This window comes from Paenibacillus litoralis, assembly GCF_046244365.1.
Lineage (GTDB): Bacteria > Bacillota > Bacilli > Paenibacillales > NBRC-103111 > Paenibacillus_V.
This window is the reverse complement of the sequence record NZ_CP176395.1, coordinates 3,306,798-3,329,997: the sequence shown is the minus strand read 5'-3', so window position 1 is coordinate 3,329,997 and position 23,200 is coordinate 3,306,798. Positions and strand designations below refer to the sequence as shown.

At 53.2% G+C, this 23,200-nt stretch carries 15 protein-coding genes; 1 reads left to right on the top strand and 14 read right to left on the bottom strand.

Going from position 1 to position 23,200, the window contains the following annotated elements:
* Positions 1 to 52: 52 nt before the first annotated feature.
* The 11 genes from ACKGJP_RS13380 to ACKGJP_RS13330 all read right to left on the bottom strand — a co-directional run bounded on the left by ACKGJP_RS13380 (position 53) and on the right by ACKGJP_RS13330 (position 12,853).
* Positions 53 to 1,468: an NAD-dependent malic enzyme gene (locus tag ACKGJP_RS13380; RefSeq protein WP_409346128.1), complete on the bottom strand. Its 1,416-nt coding sequence runs from the start codon at positions 1,466 to 1,468 to the stop codon at positions 53 to 55.
* 34 nt (positions 1,469 to 1,502) lie between these two features.
* Positions 1,503 to 2,927 carry an aldehyde dehydrogenase family protein gene (locus ACKGJP_RS13375; protein ID WP_409346127.1) on the bottom strand — a complete coding sequence of 475 codons (1,425 nt, stop codon included), beginning with the start codon at positions 2,925 to 2,927 and terminating at the stop codon, positions 1,503 to 1,505.
* A gap of 18 nt (positions 2,928 to 2,945) precedes the next feature.
* Positions 2,946 to 4,295 (bottom strand): 4-aminobutyrate--2-oxoglutarate transaminase, encoded by a 1,350-nt coding sequence (gene gabT, locus ACKGJP_RS13370; RefSeq protein ID WP_409346126.1) that lies wholly within the window; start codon positions 4,293 to 4,295, stop codon positions 2,946 to 2,948.
* A gap of 5 nt (positions 4,296 to 4,300) precedes the next feature.
* On the bottom strand, positions 4,301 to 5,797 hold the full coding sequence (locus tag ACKGJP_RS13365; protein ID WP_409346125.1) for an aldehyde dehydrogenase family protein: 1,497 nt from the start codon (positions 5,795 to 5,797) through the stop codon (positions 4,301 to 4,303).
* 39 nt (positions 5,798 to 5,836) lie between these two features.
* Positions 5,837 to 7,288, bottom strand: a complete 1,452-nt coding sequence (locus tag ACKGJP_RS13360; protein ID WP_409346124.1) for an ABC transporter substrate-binding protein — start codon at positions 7,286 to 7,288, stop codon at positions 5,837 to 5,839.
* A gap of 59 nt (positions 7,289 to 7,347) precedes the next feature.
* The gene (locus tag ACKGJP_RS13355) at positions 7,348 to 8,439 is read right to left on the bottom strand and encodes an ABC transporter ATP-binding protein (RefSeq protein ID WP_409346123.1); all 1,092 of its coding nucleotides are present in this window, start codon (positions 8,437 to 8,439) and stop codon (positions 7,348 to 7,350) included.
* A gap of 16 nt (positions 8,440 to 8,455) precedes the next feature.
* Positions 8,456 to 9,238 carry an ABC transporter permease gene (locus tag ACKGJP_RS13350; RefSeq protein ID WP_409346122.1) on the bottom strand — a complete coding sequence of 261 codons (783 nt, stop codon included), beginning with the start codon at positions 9,236 to 9,238 and terminating at the stop codon, positions 8,456 to 8,458.
* Entirely contained in the window at positions 9,235 to 10,098 is an 864-nt protein-coding gene (locus ACKGJP_RS13345) for an ABC transporter permease (protein ID WP_409346121.1), read from the bottom strand. The genes ACKGJP_RS13350 and ACKGJP_RS13345 overlap by 4 nt, the downstream gene beginning before the upstream one ends.
* Before the next feature lie 82 nt (positions 10,099 to 10,180).
* A complete protein-coding gene (locus tag ACKGJP_RS13340; protein WP_409346120.1) occupies positions 10,181 to 11,278 on the bottom strand; it encodes an ABC transporter substrate-binding protein in 1,098 nt (365 codons plus the stop codon).
* 27 nt (positions 11,279 to 11,305) lie between these two features.
* Positions 11,306 to 12,112 (bottom strand): gamma-glutamyl-gamma-aminobutyrate hydrolase family protein, encoded by an 807-nt coding sequence (locus tag ACKGJP_RS13335; RefSeq protein WP_409346119.1) that lies wholly within the window; start codon positions 12,110 to 12,112, stop codon positions 11,306 to 11,308.
* Positions 12,113 to 12,136: 24 nt separating this feature from the next.
* Entirely contained in the window at positions 12,137 to 12,853 is a 717-nt protein-coding gene (locus tag ACKGJP_RS13330; RefSeq protein WP_409346118.1) for a FadR/GntR family transcriptional regulator, read from the bottom strand.
* 502 nt (positions 12,854 to 13,355) lie between these two features.
* Between ACKGJP_RS13330 and ACKGJP_RS13325 the strand changes: the two genes are divergently transcribed.
* On the top strand, positions 13,356 to 14,444 hold the full coding sequence (locus ACKGJP_RS13325) for a sialidase family protein (RefSeq protein ID WP_409346117.1): 1,089 nt from the start codon (positions 13,356 to 13,358) through the stop codon (positions 14,442 to 14,444).
* Between the two features lie 158 nt (positions 14,445 to 14,602).
* Here the strand turns inward: ACKGJP_RS13325 and ACKGJP_RS13320 are convergent, their stop codons facing one another.
* From ACKGJP_RS13320 to ACKGJP_RS13310, 3 genes are all read right to left on the bottom strand, one after another.
* Positions 14,603 to 16,546, bottom strand: coding sequence for a hypothetical protein (locus ACKGJP_RS13320; RefSeq protein WP_409346116.1), 1,944 nt, complete (start codon positions 16,544 to 16,546; stop codon positions 14,603 to 14,605).
* Between the two features lie 28 nt (positions 16,547 to 16,574).
* On the bottom strand, positions 16,575 to 20,747 hold the full coding sequence (locus tag ACKGJP_RS13315) for a fibronectin type III domain-containing protein (protein ID WP_409346115.1): 4,173 nt from the start codon (positions 20,745 to 20,747) through the stop codon (positions 16,575 to 16,577).
* Between the two features lie 82 nt (positions 20,748 to 20,829).
* Positions 20,830 to 23,178 carry an alpha-L-rhamnosidase N-terminal domain-containing protein gene (locus tag ACKGJP_RS13310; RefSeq protein ID WP_409346114.1) on the bottom strand — a complete coding sequence of 783 codons (2,349 nt, stop codon included), beginning with the start codon at positions 23,176 to 23,178 and terminating at the stop codon, positions 20,830 to 20,832.
* Positions 23,179 to 23,200 lie beyond the last annotated feature (22 nt).

The following is a 23,200-nucleotide window of genomic DNA, read 5'->3' as shown; positions in this document are numbered from 1 at the left end:
TGTGCATTAGCTGCAATGGAAGCAGGTTGTTTCGATACTATTCCCGGAGGCGTTACTTTTCCTGACGATACTCAGGCGGTATTCTTCGGGCCACGTTCGTTTCAATAGCCGCTTGAATGACGGCATGGCGAACGGCCGGAACGACTTTATCGTTGAATATGCTCGGAATGATATATTGGTCTGTCAATTCCTTGTCGCTGACTACGGAGGCGATTGCCCAAGCCGCTTTCAGCTTCATTTCCTCATTGATCGTCGTCGCTCTGCAATCGAGCGCCCCGCGAAAAATGCCCGGGAAACAAAGCACGTTGTTGATTTGATTCGGATAGTCGCTCCGCCCTGTGGCGATGACCCGTACATGAGGCTCGGCCAGCTCCGGTTCGATCTCCGGCTCGGGATTCGCCATCGCGAACACGATCGGATCGGAAGCCATCCGCTTAATATCGTCGATCTTCAGCACCCCTTTGCGGGAAACGCCGATGAAAACATCGGCACCCGGGATGACGTCCGACAGCAGCCCTTCTTTTAACTCCGGGTTCGTTCTCTCCGCTATCCACGACCACATCGCATTCGAGTATGTCCGGGTTCTGCACAATGCGCCTTCGCGATCGACCGCGATCAGATCTTTAACCCCTGCGGCAAGCAGCATTTTGACGATGGACACGCCTGCGGCGCCGATGCCCGTAACGACGACCCGTATGTCCGAGACCGTCTTGCCGACGATCTTAAGCGCATTTAGAAGTCCCGCAAGAAGGACGACTGCGGTACCGTGCTGATCGTCATGGAACACGGGAATATTCAGCTCCCGCTTCAGACGCTCCTCGATCTCGAAACAGCGAGGCGACGAAATATCTTCCAGATTGATGCCTCCGAATGCGGGAGACAGCAGCTTGACGGTACGGATAATTTCCTCCGTGTCCTTGGAGGCGAGACATAAGGGGAATGCATCCACGCCAGCCAGTTGCTTGAACAGCATCGCCTTACCTTCCATGACCGGCATGGCCGCCTCGGGACCGATATCTCCGAGGCCCAGTACGGCGGTTCCATCGGAGACAACGGCTACGGTATTCCGCTTGATCGTCAGCGAAAACGCACTCGCCGGATTTTCATGGATCGCCATGCACACTTTCGCCACTCCCGGCGTATACACCTTGGACAAATCGTCACGCGTCTTGATCGGCATTTTCGGCTGAAGCTCGATTTTCCCGCCAAGATGAGCCAGGAAGGTAGGGTCGGATACGTTGACGAGCGTAACATCCGGCATATGGCGTATCGCGTCCGTGATGTCCTTAGCCTGAACGCCCATCAAATTGACCGTAATATCCCTTGTGGTCGATTCTTTCCCGACGTGAATCATGTCGACGGCGATAATGTCGCCGCCGGCCTGTACGATCGCTCCGGCGATTTCCGCGAAGGAACCGGGCGTTTTGGCAAGTTCGAGCCGGATGATGATGCTTGTATTTGAGGCCAAATCGCACTTCCTCCTATGGATCGCAGTATAATTTCTACAATTTGATGCTGATCAGCTTAAGCTCCGTCATCTCTTCGACTGCATACTTGATCCCTTCGCGGCCGAAGCCGCTTTCCTTTACGCCGCCATACGGCATATTGTCGACACGGAACGTCGGAAAGTCGTTGATCATCACTCCGCCGACTTCAAGCCGCTCGGCAGCGCGCATCGCGGCTTGGATATCACGGGTATAAATACCGGCCTGCAAGCCGTAGCGGGAATCGTTGACGGCATCAATCGCTTCATCCAAAGTATCGAATGAGGACAACGCAACTAACGGGCCGAATACTTCCTGACACGAAACCGGTTCTTGCGTCGGCACATTCGTCAAAATCGTCGGCGGGAAAACGCCGGGCGAAATCGCTATTCCTCCCGTTAGTATGACAGCCCCCCGGGCTACGGCGCTGTCCACCCACTCCTGCATGCGCGCCGCTTCTTTATTCGAAATCATCGCGGACAGATCGGTATGCTCGTCGAGCGGATTGCCGATAACGAGCTTATCCGTCGCTTCTTTGAACCGGTCGGCAAATTCGTGAAATTTGGCCGAATGAATAAAAATCCGCTGAATCGAAATGCAAACTTGACCGCTGAATGAGAAAGCGCCCAAAACGCAGCGGTTGATCAACTCCTGCGTGATGTCCGCCGATTCATCGATAATCAAGCCGGAGTTGGAGCCGAGTTCGAGCGTGACGCGCTTTAAACCGGCTTTGTTTTTCATGGCGATACCGACTTCCGGGCTGCCTGTGAACGTAATCGCGGCGACGCGGGAGTCCTTGACGAGCTTCTCGCCCACAATGGAGCCTTTACCGGGAATAATATTGAGTGCTCCAGCGGGAAGCCCCGCTTCCGCGAACAGATCGGCGAGAGCGAGTGCGGACAGCGGCGTTTGGCTTGCCGGCTTCAGCACGACCGTATTTCCCGCGGCAATCGCCGGTCCGACCTTGTGAGCGACCAGATTGAACGGAAAGTTAAACGGTGTAATCGCTCCGACTACGCCGATCGGCTTGCGCAGCGTAAACGCGATTCGTCCTTCTCCGCCGGGTGCCGCGTCCAAAGGAACCGTTTCGCCATGAATGCGGCACGCTTCCATAGCGGCAAATTTATACGTTTGGATCGTTCGGGCGATTTCGCCCCGCGCGGTTTTGATCGGCTTGGCTGCTTCCAACGCGAGAATCCGTGCCATCTCTTCTTTGCGGGCCTCGAGCAGCGCGGCGGCTTTCTCGAGAATGGCGGAACGCTGATGCGCCGGCATCGATGCCATTACGGCCGTTGCAGCCTTGGCCGCCTGAATCGCTTCATCCGTATCCGCTTCATCCGCTTGCGCGACATGTGCGATTACTTCGCCACTAAACGGAGAGGCGAGCTCCGTATAAGAAGCCGCCTCTTTCCATTGACCGTTGATGTACAAATGTTTCTTCACAAGCTCTCCCTCCGTTCCTTAACCGGCCGAAGCCATCGATTTGACGACATGGCCGATTATATCAAGCCCTTCCTGCAGCTCACCATCCGTAATGACAAGCGGAGTCAGGAAACGAAGGACATTGCCGTGAACGCCGGCGGACAACAAAATGACACCGGATTCGTAACAAGCTTTCGTTAACCCGGCAACGAACGATTTGGCAGGAAGCTTCGTATCCGGATGAATGAACTCTACCGCGCTCATCGCCCCGAGTCCTCGGACTTCGGCGATCAGAGGAACTTCCTTCTGTAGCGTTTGGAAGAACGTCCGGATCGTTTCTCCGATAATTCTGGAGCGCTGCACGAGACCGTCCCGTTCCATCAGCTCGATAACCGCGAGCGCCGCGACGCAACCGAGCGGGCTGCCGCCATACGTACCGCCGATTTCCCCGGGACTCGGAGCGTCCATGACGTCCGCTCTACCGACGACCGCACTGATCGGCAAACCGGCCGCAATCGATTTGGACAACGTGATCAAATCCGGCTCGATTCCGAAATGGGCGGATGCGAACATCTCGCCCGTACGACCGAACCCGGTCTGAATTTCATCGGCGATAAACAGGATGCCGTGTTTTTTACAAATGTTGAAGATCCCTTCTACAAACTGCACGGGAGGTACGATAAATCCGCCTTCCCCCTGTACCGGCTCCATAATCACAGCGGCAATTTCTTCCGGTGCCGCCTCGGTGTACAGGAACTCCTCGAACTGGCGCACGCAAAACAACGCATATTCGGTTTCCGTCATCCCTTCCGGACGATGCAGCGGGTAAGGGAATTGCGCTTTGTACGTAGCCGGAGCAAAAGGACCCATTTCGAATTTATAAGGCTTCACCTTGCTGGTCAGCGACATACCGAGAAGCGTACGTCCATGAAACCCGCGGGAAAAGGAAACGATCCCGGGCCGGCGCGTAAATTTGCGGGCGATTTTGACCGCATTTTCCACCGCTTCCGCACCGCTGTTCAAAAACATCGCTTTTTTGGGGAATTGCCCCGGCGTCAGCTGCGCCAGTTTCTCCGCCAGTTCCACGTACGGTTCGTACATCGCTACATGAAAGCAAGTATGGATATACTGCTCGGCTTGCTTTTGGATCGCTTGCACCACTTCGGGAGGGCAATGACCGGCGTTAATCGTGCCGATCGCCCCGGCAAAATCGAGAAACACGTTGCCGTCGACATCGTACAGCAAAGCGCCTTCCGCTTTTTGGACAAAAATCGGAGTGTTGTTACCTACTCCTCTCGGCACGGCTTGCCATCTTCTTTCCAGCATCGCCGCCGTTTTCGGGCCAGGGACGGGAGTTTGAATCGATACGAAATTTGTCTGGTTGTCCATTTCTCCTATTCCCCTTTGCCTTTATAGAATCCCAAAGGTTTAAGCTCCATATTGACGTTGATTTGCTTCACTTCCGTATATTCGTCCAAACCGAATGTGCCCAATTCCCGGCCAAGCCCGCTCTGCTTAAACCCGCCCCACGGCGCTTCGTTATAGGTCGGATGATACGTATTTACCCACATAATGCCGGAACGCACCTTTCTCGCAACGCGCAGCGAGCGGTTTGCGTCGTTCGTAAATACGGCTCCCGCCAACCCGTATACCGTTCCGTTCGCCAGACGGATCGCTTCTTCCTCATCCTTGAACCGCTGGACGACGAGCACCGGTCCGAATATTTCTTCTTGTACGACCCGCATGTCGGGCGTCGTATCGGTAAGTATCGTCGGCTCCACGAAATTTCCTTTTACGTATATGCCGTCCGTCATCCGGTTGCCCCCGGCAGCGACGGTCGCGCCTTCTTGACGGCCGATTTCGATGTACGACAACACCTTTTCCATATGCGCCTGCGTGACAAGAGGTCCCATTTCGGTTCCGCCGTCCATTCCGTTGCCTACGCGGATCAGGTTCGTTCTTTCCACCAGCTCTTTCATAAATGCATCGTAGATTTCGTCCTGGATCAATAAACGGGAGCCCGATGAACAAACTTGACCGGAACCGATATAGATGCCGTACATGACATATTCGGCGACGATGGACGGATCCGCATCGGCAAACACGATATTCGGCGATTTGCCGCCCAGCTCCAGCGATACTTTCTTGATGTTGCCCGCGGCGGCTCTCATCACGCTGCGACCGGTTTCCGTACCGCCGGTAAAGGCGACTTTGTCCACCAAATGGCTGGCTGCCAGCTCTGCGCCGACCGTTTGGCCGTCGCCAAGCACGAGGTTAGCGACTCCTTTCGGAAAGCCGACTTTCTCGATCAGCTCGAACAACCGGATTGCGGTTAGCGGCGTAATTTCCGATGGCTTGAACACCGTTACGTTCCCGGCACCGAGGCAAGGAGCCAACTTCCAGGCCGCCATCATGAGCGGGAAGTTCCACGGCACGATTTGACCGCATACCCCGACCGGCTCTCTGACGACCATCGCTTGGATCGGGTAAGGCACCTCGTACGTTTGTCCATGAGGCTTCGTAATAAGTCCGGCATAATAGCGGAAACAGCTGACTGCGCTCGATACGTCGGATTCCGCTTCGCCGAGCGGCTTCCCGTTGTTCAACGTCTCCAATCGGGCAAGCTCCTCCGTATGCGCTTCTATTTGATCGGCCAAGGCGAACAGCAATCTTGCCCGTTCCCTGGACGAAGTATCTCTCCAGCTTGTCTCATCGAACGTATGGCGGGCTACTTGGATCGCACGCTGCACGTCTTCCAGACCGCCTTCCGTCACGACGGCAATGCGCTCCCCCGTAGCCGGGTTCGTAATGTCGCGGGTTTTGCCCGATGCGGCTTCCACCCATTGTCCGCCGATGTACATTTTACCGATGCCCTGTATTGCTTCTGCCATGATGTTCCCCTCCCCTATGCCCATTTCGTGATGAGCGGATCAATCCGCTGCCGTAACGTCGCAGACGTAAATGTATTCGTCCATGCGTGGCTGCCAATTCCACTTTTTGCTTAACCCGTACAAGTCGAATTGCTGGAACAACGGAATCCAGGGCAGTTCGTCGCGGAAAATAAGACACGCCACACGGTACAATTCATTCCGGCGATCCGAATCAAGAATGTTGCTCGCTTCCATCACCATGTCAGCCATATCGTCATTATGGAAATCCGTCGGATTCCACGGGTTCGGCGCGATATAAGCGTTGCGGTATACTTCATCGGGATCGAAGGTCGAATTGCCCCATCCAACATAATACATTTGATCGTATTCATGATTGCGGAACCGGCTGATGAATTGCGGCCACGGCTGAATATCTACATGCAAGCGAATGCCGATTTTCGCCAATTGATGCCCGATGCGCAGACCGATCTCCTTGTCTTGCGTGAAACGGCCGTCCGGCACTTCCAACTTAATGTCCACTCCGTCCGGGTAACCGGCTTCTGCCATCAATTCCTTGGCCCGCTCCAAATCGTAAGCGATTGGCGGAAGAGTAGGGTCTACGCCAAAAGCTTGCGGATATACCGGACCGGAAAGAGGCGCGCCGCAGCCGCTCAATTCTTTCTGAATAATCTCGCGCACATGGATGGCGTGAGCCATAGCTTGTCTCAGCTTTTTATTTTTCAGAATTGGGTGATGGGTATTGATGCCCATATAAATAACGCCGACGCTCGGAGTGCCGACAACCGACAGTTCCGGGTTCGCTTCCACTTGCGCGCGCTGCAGCGGAGGGAAATTGGCGGCCAGATGAATCGTGCCGTCGTGCAGTCCTTGTACGCGGTCGTTTCCTTCGGGTACGGCCCGGAAGGTCAGCTTCTGCACGGAAGGACTTCCGTGCCAGTATTCCTTGTTGGCCGTCATTTCCACGATGCCATTAGGCTTATCCCAGCTGACGAACTTGTAAGGGCCTGTTCCGTTCGGAACGCGGCTGAAATGTTCTTCCCCGTGAGCGGCGATATACTGCGGCGGAATAATCATTAGTCCTGTAAGCTGCGCCAGTAGATTGGGATCCGGTCGGTTCGTCACGACACGCACGGTCAGGTCGTCGACAATATCGACATGGTCGATCGAATTGAACCGGCCGTACGGGGGGAATTTGGGCTCCCGGTGAGGATCGACCATACGCTCCAGCGAGTATTTCACCGTATTCGCATTCAGCTTCTCCCCATTATGGAACGTAATGCCAGCGCGCAGACGGAATTCGATCACCGTATCGGTAATGACTTCCCAGCTTTCCGCCAACCAAGGCTCGATATCCATCGAAGGATTGCGACGGACAAGGCCATCGTACACTTGCAGCAAAATATTGGCGGTTGTCGTTTCGGAATGGGCGTACGGATCCATTGTCGAAGCGTCCGTGCCTTGTGCGATTACCAGTGTTTTCGTATGATCCATTATGGGTTCCTCCTGAGAGTTTTACGTAGTGTAACTTACTTCATAAGCATCCGTTTATTTTAAAATAAAAACGTTGATCTGACTTGCCAAACCGCATGGACAAGATCGCCTTCGCGCAAAGACATATTCGCTTCTCCGTGCATCGGCATTTTGACAAGGAACGGTTTCTCCAGTCCGGAAACTTGCAAGCCGATCAAATAGGCCGATCCCGTATAGTGGATATAAAGCACGGTTCCCATTATTTGATTCTGCTCATCCCGATCGATCTGCGCCCCTGCCGGATCGCTAACAGCGAACAACCGCACCGCTTCCGGACGAGTCATCGCCGTAGCGTTTCCCGTCTTGTCCGAAATTCCGGCCGCTTTAATGCGCCGACCACCCATAAGCGTTACTTCCGTGTTCCCGTTTGCCGCCTTAAGCTCTTTCACCGGCAGCAAATTCGAGTCCCCTACAAAGTCTGCTACGAACGAATCGTTCGGACGGCCGTATACGTTCTCGGGTGTGTCCAGCTGCACGATGTGGCCTTTATTCATGACGGCGATTCTGTCGGATAATACCATCGCTTCTTCCTGGTCATGAGTAACGAAGATGGCGGTAAATCCGATCTGCTTCTGCAACTGGCGTATTTCGACGCGTAGCATTTGACGCAGCTTTGCATCCAGATTGCTCAAGGGCTCGTCGAACAACACGAGCGGAGGCCGCAGGACAAGCGTACGAGCGAGTGCAACCCGCTGCTGCTGGCCGCCCGACAATTGAGCGGGCATTCTTTGCTCCATGCCGGCGAGCTGCACCGATTGCAAAGCTTGCAGCACTCTGTCCTTTATTTCTTGCTTCGGAATGCCTTGACGGTGCAGACCGAATGCAACGTTCTCGAAGATGGACAGATGCGGGAACAACGCATAATTTTGAAACACCAGGCCGACGTTGCGCTTGTATGGAGCCACCCGCGTCAATTCTCTATCCGCCAAATGGATCGAGCCGCTTGTCGGCTCCAGAAGCCCCGCAACCATTCGCAGCGTAGTCGTTTTACCGCATCCGCTCGGACCTAATAAGGACACCATTTCCCCGCTGCGGACGGTCAAATCCAACTTTTCCACAATGACATTGGCGCCATATTGCTTTCTAAGCTCCCGTAATCGCAGTTCACTCATTAAACGGACCTCCCCGCTACAAAATCTTATTTCGTTTCAGCATGCTCATCCCGATCAAACCGATGAGGACAGTGCCCAGTATGATAATGGAAGATACGGCCGCAATAGCCGGAGTCATATTAAACTGAATGTCCGAGTAAATGAGCATGGGCAGCGTAATCATTCCCGGTCCGGTTAAGAATAAAGCCATGACCAACTCGTCGAACGACATGATGAAAGCGAAGAAAGCGCTTGCCATCAAGGCGGGGCGTACGAGCGGAATCGTAACGAGCCTAAGCGTTTGCCACGGCGTAGCGCCGAGAATTAAAGATGCTTCTTCCACCGAACGGTCCAGACGGGCCAACCCCGCGCTCATCGTCCTCACAACATATGGCACCGTAAGAATGATATGCGCCATCACGAGCCGGAAGAAATAGTCGCTGATTCCCAGGTTGCTGTAAAAAATGAGCAAGCCTATTCCGAAAAGCAGCGTCGGCACGAGCAGCGGAGACAAAAATAACGACCGCATCGTTTCTTTGGAACGGAATTCGTACTTCTTGAACGCCAGAGCGATTAACGTGCCGATCGGCAATGCAATGGCGGTTGTCGTCACGGCAATCCATATGCTGTTCCAGAAAGGCTTGGCATATCGCCCTCCGGTTAATACTTCATTGTACCAATGAAACGTAAAGCCTTTGGGCGGAAAGACGAGGTAGGCGCTCTCGGTGAAAGAAGTAATGACCACCACGACGAGAGGGGCTACGATAAACAAATAGATCAGCAGGTTGACCGCGTTCAGGAAAGAGAATCTTTTCTTCATACAATACCAGCTCCCTGCGCAGAACTGCGTCTAAGTGCACGGTTATACAGATTCGTGATCAGGAATACGGCAATGAGCAAAATGACGGCAAGTGCGGAAGCGTACGGCCAATTCATCAAATGAATCGTCTGGTTGTATATTTCGGTCGCCATCACCTGCACTCTCGGACCCCCGATTAACGCCGGCGTTATATAGAAGCTGATCGAGATCGAGAACACGAGCAGCGTACCCGCGACGATACCCGGCATGGAAAGCGGCAATGTCACAAACCAGAATACTTTAGACGGAGAAGCGCCCAAGTTGGCCGCTGCCGACTCCAAGTTCCGATCCATCCCGTCCAGTACGCTGTACAGCACCAAAACCATAAAGGGCAGCAGGACGTGAACCATCGCAATGACGACGCCGGTAGACGTGTAAAGCAGGTCAATCGGTTTATCGATTAAACCAATGTTCAGCAACAATTGGTTGATTAGTCCTTTTCGGCCTAAAATGACGATCCATCCAAAATTTCTGATGACTGCGCTAGTAAGCAAGGGCAACGCAATGAGAAGCAGCAGCAAATATTTGTTTTTCGGGTTGGAACGGGCTACCCCGTAAGCGAGACAATATCCGAGAATCAAGCATAGCAGACTGATCATAACGCCCATGACCAAGGTGCGCCAAAGAATCATCAAGTAATGAGGATCCTTGAAAAATGCCAAGTATTGCTCGAACACGAAAACCTTCTCCATCATTCCGTCCGCAGTGGTACGAAAAAAACTGAACAACAGCAGTTGTCCGACCGGCAGCAAAAAGAAAAAAATAAGGATGAGCAAGCCGGGAGCCATCAATATCCACTGTGGAGGCAAGCGTCGAAACATAAGGGATCCGTCCTTTCCATGGTTGGAGAAAAGAGATAGCGGTATCGGCTGGCATAACCGCTACCTCTTTCCTTCAAGCGGATTATTTGCTGATCAGCTTGTTCCACTGCGCCGTCCAGGCGCTGCGGTTCGCGGTCACGACTTCCCAATTCAGCGGCACCAAGCTGTTTACGGCTGCTTCGCCGTATGGCATAACGGCTGCCAGCTCGGCGGAAAGCTTCACGTTTTTGTTCGACGGGGCAAATCCGGTTTGCTCGGCAAACGCTTGTTGAACTTCCGGTCTTAAAGCATAGTTAATGAATTGCTGGGCGAGGTCTGCGTTTTTGCTTCCCTTTACGACCTGCGCGTTGATGAAAGTTGCCATCGCTCCTTCTTTCGGGACGACGAACTTGATTGGCTGCCCTTTCTTGCGGAAGTTGAAGGCGTATCCGGAATCGTAAGCGGCGATCCATGCTTCTTCTTGGGCGAACAAGTTTCCTACGTCCGGGGTGGAGGCTACGATAGCGGCCACGTTCGGCAGAAGTGATTTGATTTTGTCAAAGCCTTTATCCATATTGGATTCGTCTCCACCGGCAAGCTTCGAGTTCATAACGGCGAACTGCAGGCCGAACGTATTCGTCAAGTCGACCAGTCCGACATGTCCTTTGAATTCGGGTTTCCACAAGTCGTTCCACGAAGTAGGAGCGGTTTTGATTTTATTCTCGTTGTATATAATCCCCAAAGCGTCGAAAGCGATGCTCGGGCCATACCCGTTCGTGTTGATCGCGGGCTTGTACAACTCTTTCAGATTGGTGAGCAATTTCTCGTCCGCCGGCAAGATTAACCCCTCTTTGGCCGCTTGTACTTCCTGACCACCGGAGAATTGCACGACATCGAGCGTAGGGGCATTTTTCTCTGCGCGCATACGGACCAGCGCATCGGCTGAATACAAGGTGACGACTTCCACTTTGGCGTTGAATGCTTTCTCGAACGGCTTGATCAAATATTCCTTCTGAGCGGTTTCGTAATCTCCGCCGAATGAAGTAACGACTAATTTTTTTGGAGGTTCGGCTGTTTTGCTGCTGTCCGCAGACTTCGAATCGGGTGCTTTTGTCGCATTTCCGCTGCAGCCGGTAGTAACGATCAGAGCGGAAATCATCATAACCGCGGAAATTTTCATCCATGCTTTTTTAGCCAACATGTAGACCCCTCCTTAAATGTAGGAACGCTATCCTTGAGTTCCCCTTGCCGCTTCTTTCCGATCCTCGTCTTCGTTCGCCGCCGATATGGCAAGCCGGTTGAGCCACAGGAAAGGACGCAGTCCCGCATCGTCGCGCCTCGCAATCATTTCCGGATGCCACTGCACCGCGAGAACGTTGCTCCTGTCCTTCATTGCAATCGCTTCCACAATCTCGTCCTCGGAATGGCCAACCACCTCCAATCCTTCTCCCAATCGCTTGACCGATTGATGATGAATACTGTTGACCCCGATTTCATTCCCGCCCAAGACAGCGCTTGCAAAATGGTCGGGCTTCACCCGCACGGGATGAACCGAGCGCCAAGGTTCTTTAGTCTCCCAATGATTCAGCATGTTATCCGATAATTCATCGATGTCGGCGTGCAGTGTCCCCCCGCAAAATACGTTCAGAAGTTGCATCCCCCGGCAAATGCAAAGAATCGGGATATTGCGCTCAAGCGCCAAAGCCATCAATTCCATTTCATACTTGTCCCGCACCGGATCAATCCGGTGCGCGCTCGGCTGCAGCTGTTCGCCGTACAATCTCGGGTCGACGTCTTCTCCGCCCGAGAAGACGAGTCCATCAATCGTATCGAGCTGCTGGCCTATCTTATCTTTATCCACTACCGGCATCGGGATCGGAGTCGCTCCCGATTGGAAGATCGCCTGGATCATGTCATAACTGAACAGCGAGAATGCTTGCCTTGGAATGCCTCGAATTTGTCCGCCAACCGCTTCTTCCTCCGAGATGTAATACCCTACAACGCCTATTCTTGGCAATCGCTCTACTGATTTCATGTTGTCACCTCCCTGCCGTTTCCTCTATTCCACGAATTGGCTCAGTTTCGCCAACGTTTTATGGACGTGCATGTACATCGTCTTGCTTGCTTTATCTCCATCGCGTTCGCCGAGAGCTTCAAGCAGTACATGATGATGCTTATAACTGGCTAACTGAATTTCGCGGTTGTAAGGCATTAAATCTAGTCCCGGGTTGATCTTCGTGCGGATCAGTCTAACAGCGCTTTCAAAATACGAATTGCCGGATGCGCGTGCGATCTCCAAATGAAATTTCACATCCAAGGAACGAAACATTTCCCTGCTGCAATCTTCCCCGCTGCTTTTCTCGACGAGATCGCGGATATAGGCAAGATGCTCCGGCGTAATGCGCGCTGCCGCCAATCTCGCCGCATCCGGCTCGATGATCGAACGGTATTCCAGCAATTCTTTCGTTTGTGTCCAATTGTCGGCGATTTGCTGGATCGTCCGCTGATGCGTTTTGGCGGTGAGCGGTAAAACAAACGTTCCGCCTTTCGCTCCGAGACGTCTTTCGATCAGCCCCTTCTGTTCCAATTCTGCTATCGCTTCCCTTACGGCCAACCGGCTTGCTTTAAATAATGTTGCCAATTCCCTTTCAGGCGGTAATTGCTCTTCGGGCAAAACCTCTTTCAGAATGATCGATTCTTCGAGCTGTTCCAGAATGAAGTCGCTCACCCGTTTCGGCGTTATCTCTTTAAACTGAGCAAAAAAAGGAGATTCCATCTGAACTGCCTCCACATTCATTGTACGACTGCTTATAATGGTATAATGTTCGAACCTTAAACCAATAGTAGCAGGTGCATCGTTTGTTGGCAAGTTGTTTTTTTGGGAAGCCGTCTTGAGCAAGTATGGCATGTCCAGCCGGTAGGATGGGGAACGCGGCCATGCCCCGGTGATCTCGGTCTTCCCTTTATGAATATCGGCACTCGAGCTATTTTATCGCAACGCCATGAAAAGTATACTTTGACAAAGAAATAGATACTCAGACAGTGAATCAAAAGGATGTTTCGGAGTTTTGCAATAAAAATCGAAGTCAGCTCCGCACATGGAAAATCGTCCATTACACGGAAATCCGGTACTGGAGAGGATCAATATGGATATTTTAAGGTATACATTGATTTAATTATGTATATTTTCATAAAAATATATGTTGTTTCCCCACTTTAAAGAATGCTATATTCTAAAGTGTATATTAAATACAGTTATCCAAAGGAGGTTTTACTCCATGAGAGAGCTGCACAAAGTAAAAGACATGATCGTCTACAGGGATGGAAACTACAACGCATTTCCGATTGCCGTCGCAACCGATGATGATCGGATCATGGTCGCTTTTCGTCAAGCCCCGAACAGGATACGGCAAATGGGCAATATCACCCATGTTGATCCCGCTTCCAGAGCTGTTTTCGTTTCTTCACGCGACAACGGAAACAGTTGGGATGAGCGTCCTTCGGTCATCTATGACGATTTTTTGGCCGGCGTGCATGAACCTTGTATTACCCGATTTAAAGACGGAACTCTATTCGGCATGTTTTACGCTTGGAAGGTGTTCCACAAGGATGATGTCAATCAGGTCCCCTCGACGGATCACTTGCTTTTTAATCGTTGGCTATGCCGGTTGGATGGCATGTATTCGATCCGATCAACGGACGGAGGAAACACCTGGGACGTCCCGCAGCCAGTCGAGGGCGGGGGGCAGGCTGTCAGGGGAATTCCGCAGGAGCTTGAAGACGGCTCGCTGATCGTCAGTACATATGTGGAACCGAATCATAACGGACGAGTGGTTATCCTCAAATCACATGACCGGGGTACATCCTGGACCAGGGTCGCGGAGATGGAGCACGAGCATTACTTGTTCCACGAGCCGTTTCTTTATGAGACGCCATCCGGAAAAATCGTCGCTTTCCTCCGTTCTTCAAGTTTGAGAGGACCCGATCCGAACGGCTTCTCCCATCCACTGTTTACCAGCGAATCTTTGGATGGAGGCATCACGTGGAGTACTCCGCTCAAGCGAAACATCTACTCGCCCTGCCCGTTCCATGCACTTCGTTTAAATAGCGGAAATGTGCTCGTCTCTTTCGGTTATCGTTACAAGCCTTACGGGATACGGGCATTTTTGCTGGATGGCGAATGCGAAGGATGGGATGACATCGAGGTAACGGAGTTGAGGGATGACGGGGTAGCGGGAGATATTGGCTACACGAGCTCCGTCCAATTGCCGAACGGAGATATTATCATTGTATATTACTATTACGATGAACCGCTAGGGGATCGCTACATCGCCGGAACGATATGCCGGGAAGACGCTTCCTTATAAATATCCTCGATTGTTCTTCTGCATTGGAAACCGAACATCCCATCGCGTTTGTGGTCGAAGCGAGATGGGATGTTCGGTTTTTCTTTTTCGATTATAGTCGGAACCAGTTAGCATATCCCGACCTGGACGGATATCCTCCCGTATTCGTTCGACCGTCTTTAATTCGTTACCCGGATCCAGTCGACATTCATCGTGCCCGCAGAATAAAGAGGGTCGAATCGGATTCTGCGGACCGTTCCCGTCCAAGCGCCGTTCGCGGCCATATCCACCGAGTATTCCTTATAGGCGCTGTCGTTCGCGGTGATCGAGAAAGCCACCGATTTGGCCGAACTCCAAACCGTGTCGGAATCGGTTATAAAGAAAAATTGGGCAGTGGTGCTGCTCGCATTGTTTTTCAATCGAATCCGGATGTAACGGTTGGTTGCCGGATTGGCGATATTCAGCAAGTCGGGGGACCAAATGTACGGGTCGTTGCCGGTTGAGGTCAGATTCAGAGAGCCTCCCGAAACGGTGCCGGTTACCTGGTTTTGCATCGTCCAGCCTTCCAAATCGCCGGTTTGATCGAAGCTCCATAGTTTGGAGACGACACGCGTCGGGGTTATGAACGAATTATCCGGACCGACCGATTCGTTGCCGTCGGCATCCCGCGTCCGAATGCGGTAATGATACGTTTGATTCGGCAGCAAATCGGACAAATATACCGTATGGGACGTTGACAGATTGATATTGTCGGGCGTGTGTGCCCCGTAACCGAAAGTGCTCCCGTATTCGACTTGCGCCGTTGCGTCTACATTCGTGTCGAAATGGACCGCAGCCAAATTTTCGCAGAGCGCCACGGCCTGGACTTTGCTCACAATCGGAGCGGAGCCGCCCGGAGACGATATATGGATCCAGTCGATATCAAAGTTGGACGCAGTCGTTCCCGTGACGGTAAACTTTACGCTCTGAATGAGCCCGGTCCATTCGGGTACAGCGGACATGTCGCAGGTGTACGTTGCGAAATTCCCGTTGCTGCCGATCGGGATCGTGACCGAGTTGCTGAAGACGACCCGATTTGCTTCCTGAAGCCCGGATCTTTGCCACGAAAACGTTAGCGATGTTGCTCCCGTCATGTTCTTCAACCGAATTTGCACCCGATTTCTCGAGGACGGAATGGTGACGGGAGGAGAGACGATCGAGAACGGTGTTCCACTGGGAGGTATCATCGACCAAATCCCGTTTAACGGACCGTTTCCGTCCGCGTGAGAACTGAGCGACCACCCTTCCCTGTCTCCGTCGAATATGAAATTCCAACCGGATGCCGTTCGGCAGTTTTTCTGATAAGCCCAATTCCGGGTATCTGCAGCTGTTCCCGCGACTATATAATAGTCGAACTCGTAAAGCGAAGCCGGAGAAAGGGCGAATCGGTATAACGGAGCGGTGTATGCGGTCTGATCGCCGTGTTCCCCCAGGCTTCCGTCTCCGATGTACATATAGTTCGTACTGTAATACACATGCGGCGTGTACCATCCGAGCCCGTTGCCTGAAACATCCAAATGAGTCCCCCAGCCTTCGGACTGATAATGGACTTCGTTGGGATAACCCGGCGTATCGGTAGTCAAGGCTCCGTTCGTAAAAGGAGCGGTTCCGGAATATCGGGCAAACCGATTGATGGATGCCACCGTAAACACCGCCGGGAGCTCCTGATCCCGGATAGCCCCCATAACGGTTTCGTTATGGGTAAACCGGGCGACGACCTTCACCGCATTCCCTTCCAAAGCATACCAATTTTCCATGATGCAATCGGCGGCGACATTTTGCAGGCACCAGTCCAGCGGACGGCATTTCACATAAATGAGGCTCCCGGTGTTATGATGGGAAATAATGCCGCTAGGATGATTGTTTACGTCTCCCCCTTGCACCGGATTAAGACCCCAGCCGCAATTCGGATATTGCCCGGCGCCGTAATACGATTGTTGAACAAGTCGTCCCGCGTCGTGCCTGTTGATTAGATTGTCCGCAGATCCCGAAGCGGACAAGTAAGAAATAGCGCCTCCCCATGTTGTGTCGACACCTAGCTTAATCGTTCCGTTATCCAGATAAGTCATCGAATTTACGCTCATCGATCAACCTCCGTCCGATAGTCGGATGTTATCGGCCGATGCGGATGTAATCCACTTCGACGGTTCCCGCGGCGGATACCGGATCCACCCGGATCGCTTTGATCGTTCCTTTCCAAAGGGCGTTTGTACCCATATCCACGATATACTCCGTAAACTCCGAATCGTTTGCCTTTATCGTGAACGGGACATACTTGGCCGCACTCCAAATCGGGTCCTCGTTGGTAATAAAAAAGATTTGCCCCGCATTGCTCGCCGTCTGATTTTTCAGTCGCAGCCTGACGTAACGATACGCGGACGGATCGGTGATCGCCAGCTTATCCTGGGAAACGATATAAGGGTCGGAGCCTGTTGCCGTCAATTTCAGGAAGCCGTTCGCCACTGTGCCCTTTACCTGATTTTGCATCGCCCACCCTTCGTAATCGCCGTCCCGTTCAAACTCCCAGCTGTTGATGAATGCCGGACGTTCGGGAGTCGCACCCTCCGCAACATTCGACATGACCGACACATTGGCTTTGTCGTCAACCGCTTTGACGGCAAAGTAATAACGGGTATTTTCGTTTAAACCGGTAATCGTAAACGTTTCCCTCGTCCCTGCGATACCCGGTGCCGGCCCGCCGTACACCTGGGAAGTTACGGTCCAATTCGATTCCGTGACCGGAACGGTGGAATATCGGATATCGTAGAAGGCCGCTTTGCCGACAGCAAGATCATCGCCCGGCGCCGTCCAAGATAATGTCGCGGAATCCGGCGACACGCCGGCCACGGAAAGATCGGACACAGGCGAAGGAGGAGCCGTATCGCTTGACGGTTCGTCGGTGACGCGGATGTAGTCGATATCGATCGAGCCCGGAATGTCTGGCGGGTACAGACGAAGCTGTTCGATTTGCCCTTTCCATTTTGGATGGGCACTCATGTCGACGGTATATTCGGTAAACGCGCCTGCATGCGCCAGAATCGGAAAAGCGATCGATTTATCCTCGCTCCACGACCGGTCCGAATTCGTGACGAAGTGTAGTTTGACGGTCGATCCGGATGAATGGTTTTTCAGATTCAGCTTGACGTAGCGATAGATCGGAGAACGGATGCTTAGGTTGCCGTCGGACTCGATAAAAGATGACGAACCGGTTGAACCGACCCGAAGAGCCCCCTCGGATACGGATACCGTTGCCCCGCCTTGCGCCTGCCAGCCTTCCGGATCGCCTTCCGACTTGAAGCTCCATTCCTTGGCGATCGCGGGCAAGCCTCTTTCTTTCGCCTCCACCTTGTATCGCTGCCCGCTGCCGTCCGATTCGACCACGAAGGCGAAGCCGTACGTACCTTCCCGATCTACGTACGCCCGGTATCCGTCGTAACCTTTGACGGAAGAATCGACAGGTTCCCATTGGCCGTTCGCAAACTTGTAAACGTTCGGGGGGACGTAGCTGTCGAAGCCTTCGACTGCGAACACGATATTGTTTTTTCCGCCCGATAACGTAAACTCCGCCCGCTCATGTTTCGCTCTTACGGTCGGAATCATGTCTCCGACTTTGACGCCGTTTTCGACGTGAAGCGCCAAATTTCCGATCCCGTAATCGGCTCTCAGGTTTCGCATCGTTTCGTCCGTCTTTGACAAGTAGGTTCCCCATGGGAGCAGGATGAGATCGAGCTTGATCCGATCGCCCTTCCGGAATACGACGTTCGGCCTGGCAAGCGTCATCGTGGCCGTATTGACGATCGACGATCCGCTGCCCGAACGCTTCGTAACTACAGCGAGCCCGTCTTCGTACGGTCGCCCCCCGATGACAATATCGGACTTCTGAACCAGGACGCCTATGTTGGCGCCGCCCCCGGAGCTGTTCGTTTTATCGAAATCGAAAAGCGTCCAATAAGGAAATCTGTTGCCAAGCGGCAGCGTCTCACCGTTCGCATTTTGTAAAATGTCGCGGGCAGCCGGTTCATTTTGCCCGTCGAGATAACCGAGCTTTCGGAACGTCTGCCCCCGGCTTTCCGTTCGGAACAAACTGAAATTATCGGCGGTATTCTGAATTTCCACCGTATCCCTGAATGTCATTTCAAGCGTAACGAATGTACGATTTTCATCCGTCTGGGGCATTTCAACGGAACGGATTTTCACGTCCGCTTTGCCGTCGTCGGTCACAAAATCATAGGTGACGTCGGAATGCGTCGGACCCGCGCTATCGATTCGGGCCTTCGTGTTTTCCATCATAGACCGTTTGCCCTCCACATCCCGGTATTCGATGAAATAGTTTTTCCCGACGGAATCGAACTGCGGCTGGTTGCTCCACATGTTCCCGCTTCTCGCGCGAAAATCGGGAAGAATCCATCCGGTACGCCCCCCGGTAAAAAAAGGAACCCAGCAGTTCGTTTCCGTTACGCCGGTTGACAGATGATAATACGGCCGGGTAAAGCTCACGGAAGAAACTTGCTTGAGCGGGTATTTCCCCCAGTTTTGATACATGTGCAGCGACGTGAATTGGACCGTCTGCCGCTTCGCCAACTCGAGCGGAAAATAGCTTTCGGAAAACGCCGTATCGCCGGGCGAATAAAACGGCTCTTCGTTTTCTCCCTGGAAGTTTTTGGCCACTTCCACGGGAACGGGCAACAGCTTCCCGTTCTCGTCCAATAGGGCGGCCGCTTCTAGCGCGCCGGACGGCACCTTCGTATGAACTTGCGCATAGACACGGCGGGGACGGTCGCCGTTCGAAATACGGATGTTCGCAGACGGATGTTTGTGTGGTTCCCGATAAAAGGCTTGATTGAAATCGGAATGATCGACCGTGAACGAGTAGAACCCCCGGAACGGGTTATACCCTTCGAACCCGGTTACGGCGTCGGAATTGATGACCGTGATGCGATCCGGCCCGAGAGGGTCGCGTTCGAGGTCGGCCTCCTTGGACAGACTGTCCATACCCCGGGATAGACTGTTATATATCCGGCTCCCGATATGAATTTGCTGTCCTTTGGTCCATGTTCCCTGGCCAATGTCGGCATGATGCTTGATCGAAATTGCCGACTCCTGCCTTTCGACAGTGATCGTTCCGTTTCCGGAGACGTTCGGATAAATATAACCGAAGATGCCGGCGGAACCCGAATCGACGCCCACATATTCCACCGTCGACGGGTCCATGCCGGTCGTGTTGCGGCGCACGCCGTTCCCGTCCCGTATTTCCAAAACGGTTGAACGTTTTGACGGAACGTTCGTTTCGAGATAAGCGTCCCGAATCTCCATATTTCCCGTCGTATGCAAAATGATTTCCTGATACAGCTTATCTGGGTATACATGGAAAACCCTTTCCAGCTGGACCGGAAGGATCGCTTTGCTGTCATCGATCATTTTGATGGAATCGATGAACAGTTCCGACCCGACCGTAGCGCCGTCGATATCCAACCGCAAGTCGGTCAACGGGCTTTTCCACCGTTCCGAAGCCATATTTACTTTGTAAGTATGGAACTCGCCGTCGTCAATCAAGGCAAAAACTTTGCTTCTGGCTTCGGCAAACCCCGGTGCGTCCGCAGTGCCGTAAAACAATTTGGCACCGCCCCCCGAACCGGTATATTTCATCCGAATTTCAATCGTGTTGGCGGTTCCGATGTCTATATTCGTATTCGTTATGGTGACGTTTGGATCGATTGCGGAGATGATCGTCGTATGAAGCGCTCCTTCGACGACGGTTACCGGCGATACGTACGAATTGCCTACCCACCCTTGCGTGCCGCCATCAAACTTGAACGACGCATATTCGAACGTATGGGCTTCGGCGTCTTCCCTTCTCAAGTTCGTATCCAAAACATGCACGTCGGTATAGTACAGTCCGAGCCGGTACATGTTGATTCTGGCGGCCGTATCGCTTAATGAAGCTCTATATACGCCCCCTTCCCGGTCTTCGACGACGACGTCCATCGTGTCGGTTGCATACGCGTCATCCCGTCCGCTCGGCTTGAAGCTCGAGACCAGCTTGCCGCCCGCATCGGTCAGCCTATGCGAAAGTTCCATGTCAAGGTTTCGAATGACGAACGTATCCCTTCCGGAATCGGCGTAATGCGTTTGCACCCGGTTCTGGATATCGTTCGCCGCACGAATCGTAGGCTCCCATGAGTCCTCTGACTTTTTGGCATAAATCTTGGACGGCTCCAATCCGTAGAAAACCGTTCCGATCAGGAACAGAAATACGACTAAACCAATCGACTTATCGAATCTCACCGCACATCATCTCCAATCTAGTGTGGTACGGCTTCTACTCCGCTCCGCCAACCGAAAACCGACTCCCGTTCGTCTTCCCCGTTCACCTCCCTTCATCCGTATCCGTGCGAGCCGCAAGATCGCAGCCGTTTATTTCATAACCAATGTCGTTCGACGCTTGCACGGTCCAACGAATCTGTTCGGGAATCGCAGCCTTGTACGCGACTGATCCGTCCGGCCTGCGGGACCAGTGGACGCGAATCGGTCCCCACGGAGTCGGAACTTCTCCTTTCGCCCAATCCAAGTCATCCGCTACAGGGGCCAGATGTACGACGCCCGAACCGAATTCGAGGACATCCACTCCCAGGACATGCCGCGTCAATAAATAAGTAGGCGAAGCTCCCCACCCGTGGCAGAAGCTGATGGGAACGTCATCCCTCAAATAAGTCGGCGTATTGCCCTGATACGGACTTGGAACCGTGCAACGCGGAGTGGACGGGTCGAACGTTTCCCACCACGTTGTCGCGCCGCGTTCCAGCATCTCGCCCCAATACGCGCGAATGATGCGGAAAGCTTCCCGATTTCTGCCCCGCTGCAGCAGCGTTTCGAGGACGATATGGTAAAAGAAGGCGCCTTTTAGCGCAGGGGTCAGCCCTTTGAAGTAAAGGTCATCCAGAAAACGGTCCGCCTCTTCCTCCTCCATCAAGCCCGACCAAATCGCGGCAAAATTCGTTTGTGCCGTTAGGCTGGGCGAAAGACCCTCCTCCGTAAGGCAATCGGCGAACGCTTGCTTGCCAGGCAACCACAATTGCGAGCGTATGGCGTTCCGAAGCTTCTCCGCACGTTTCAGCAGCTGCTCCGGCAGAGAGGCTTCGCCGAGCGCCCGGCCCATCTCGGCAACGAGCGTCAACGCTTTGTAATAAAAACAGTTGACGGCGGTAACCCGGTCTCTCCGATCGATGTAATCGGCCCAATCGATGAAACACCACCATCCGCTCCGATCCGCGCCGGAAAACAAACCGCTTTCGTCTTCCTGCGCCTGAAACCAATCGAGCAAACGAACGATAGTCGGCCATAAGTCGGTCAAAAACGACGTATCGCCCGAATATTTCCAATGCGTGTACACCCCGAAGAGCCAATGCGCGCAAAAGTCGGGAAGCAAATGGCCGTTTCTTTCCGGGCCTGTGCCGGGAATCGAACCGTCCGGATTTTGAATGCGCGCGATTTGCGTCAAACACTTTTTGAGCAGCATCGTATCTCCGAACGTATGGTAGATCACTTTGCCGATGATGACCGCATCCGCCACCCAAAGCGCTTGTTCGCGCAGCGGACAATCCTCGATATGATTCTGGCTGTTAACCAGCGACGTATACACGCCGACTTCCCAAATGCGGTCCAGCAGCGGATCGCTGCAAGCGAATGTTCCGGCGGGACCGAACGGATAATGCGTGAATTCCGTTTCCAGCTTCCGTACGTTAACCGGCTTCGACGTAGCCATGAAGGAGAGCTGCAAATAGCGGAAAGCCCGGCGGCCGAACGTAAGCAGCTCATTACGCCCCTTTTTCAGGATGAACGTATTCATGAGGCTCAGATCCAGCGACTCCCCGAACGAAAGCTGAACGACGCCTCCTTCGGGCGCATCGATGCAAAGACGCAAATAACCGACAATCTCCCTTCCATAATCATAGATGACCCCGGGCAGCGAACCGGGTACGCTCGCATCGGCCGTCATTCCCCGCTCGCGCTCGACACCCGATTTCGGTTCGAACAGAAGATTGAGCTGTCCCGCGATGCGGCCATAGTTCATGTCCGTACGCACGACCGTTTTCGGAAACACCTTTTCGATTGCAAGCGGAGGAATGTCCCGAGGAAGCAGGCGCGGCCATATCGCATGATCCTGTTCCGGAGAAGCTATGACCCGGGCATGCTCCCAATGCTTGTCGTCATAATGCGCGTCTTCCCAACCGTCCTCCCGTTCGGCCAAGTAAATTTCGCGAAAGCCGTTCCACTTGTGCAGACGGGAAACTTGCTGAACCCAGCGCGGCGAACGCCGGCATTTCCAAGTACCGTCCGTATGAATCGAAACGGTTTCGTTCGGGGTCAGGATGTCCAACTGGGCGATCAGCCCGCCCGGCCCCTGAAATTGCTCGGTCACGATATCTTTGCACCCGAAATTGTAAACCACAACGGCAATCGCGTTCTCGCCCTGCTTGAAATGGCGGCCCACTTCGTAATCGTCGAAATAGGTCCATTGGGCATCCGACGGCGCCGGGCCTCTGCCCACCTCACATCCGTTGACGTAAACGATATAAAGCTGACAGGCGGAAATTCGAAGCTTGGCGGTCACAACCTGCCGGTCGATAACGAAAGCTTTTCTCGCTTCCAAATAAACGTTGCCCGTATGTTCCGGCAGTCCGTTCCAAATCCATGCCGCTGACCAGTTCGCAGTCATTGTATTGCCTCCCGTCTTTACG

Excerpts from the sequence above, each read along its gene's own strand:
- ACKGJP_RS13325 (WP_409346117.1), top strand. The coding sequence starts at position 13,356 with ATGAGAGAGCTGCACAAAGTAAAAGACATGATCGTCTACAGGGATGGA.
- gabT (WP_409346126.1), bottom strand. The coding sequence starts at position 4,295 with ATGGACAACCAGACAAATTTCGTATCGATTCAAACTCCCGTCCCTGGC.
- ACKGJP_RS13365 (WP_409346125.1), bottom strand. The coding sequence starts at position 5,797 with ATGGCAGAAGCAATACAGGGCATCGGTAAAATGTACATCGGCGGACAA.
- ACKGJP_RS13320 (WP_409346116.1), bottom strand. The coding sequence starts at position 16,546 with ATGAGCGTAAATTCGATGACTTATCTGGATAACGGAACGATTAAGCTA.
- ACKGJP_RS13360 (WP_409346124.1), bottom strand. The coding sequence starts at position 7,288 with ATGGATCATACGAAAACACTGGTAATCGCACAAGGCACGGACGCTTCG.
- ACKGJP_RS13335 (WP_409346119.1), bottom strand. The coding sequence starts at position 12,112 with ATGAAATCAGTAGAGCGATTGCCAAGAATAGGCGTTGTAGGGTATTAC.
- ACKGJP_RS13310 (WP_409346114.1), bottom strand. The coding sequence starts at position 23,178 with ATGACTGCGAACTGGTCAGCGGCATGGATTTGGAACGGACTGCCGGAA.
- ACKGJP_RS13350 (WP_409346122.1), bottom strand. The coding sequence starts at position 9,238 with ATGAAGAAAAGATTCTCTTTCCTGAACGCGGTCAACCTGCTGATCTAT.
- ACKGJP_RS13330 (WP_409346118.1), bottom strand. The coding sequence starts at position 12,853 with ATGGAATCTCCTTTTTTTGCTCAGTTTAAAGAGATAACGCCGAAACGG.
- ACKGJP_RS13355 (WP_409346123.1), bottom strand. The coding sequence starts at position 8,439 with ATGAGTGAACTGCGATTACGGGAGCTTAGAAAGCAATATGGCGCCAAT.
- ACKGJP_RS13340 (WP_409346120.1), bottom strand. The coding sequence starts at position 11,278 with ATGTTGGCTAAAAAAGCATGGATGAAAATTTCCGCGGTTATGATGATT.
- ACKGJP_RS13345 (WP_409346121.1), bottom strand. The coding sequence starts at position 10,098 with ATGTTTCGACGCTTGCCTCCACAGTGGATATTGATGGCTCCCGGCTTG.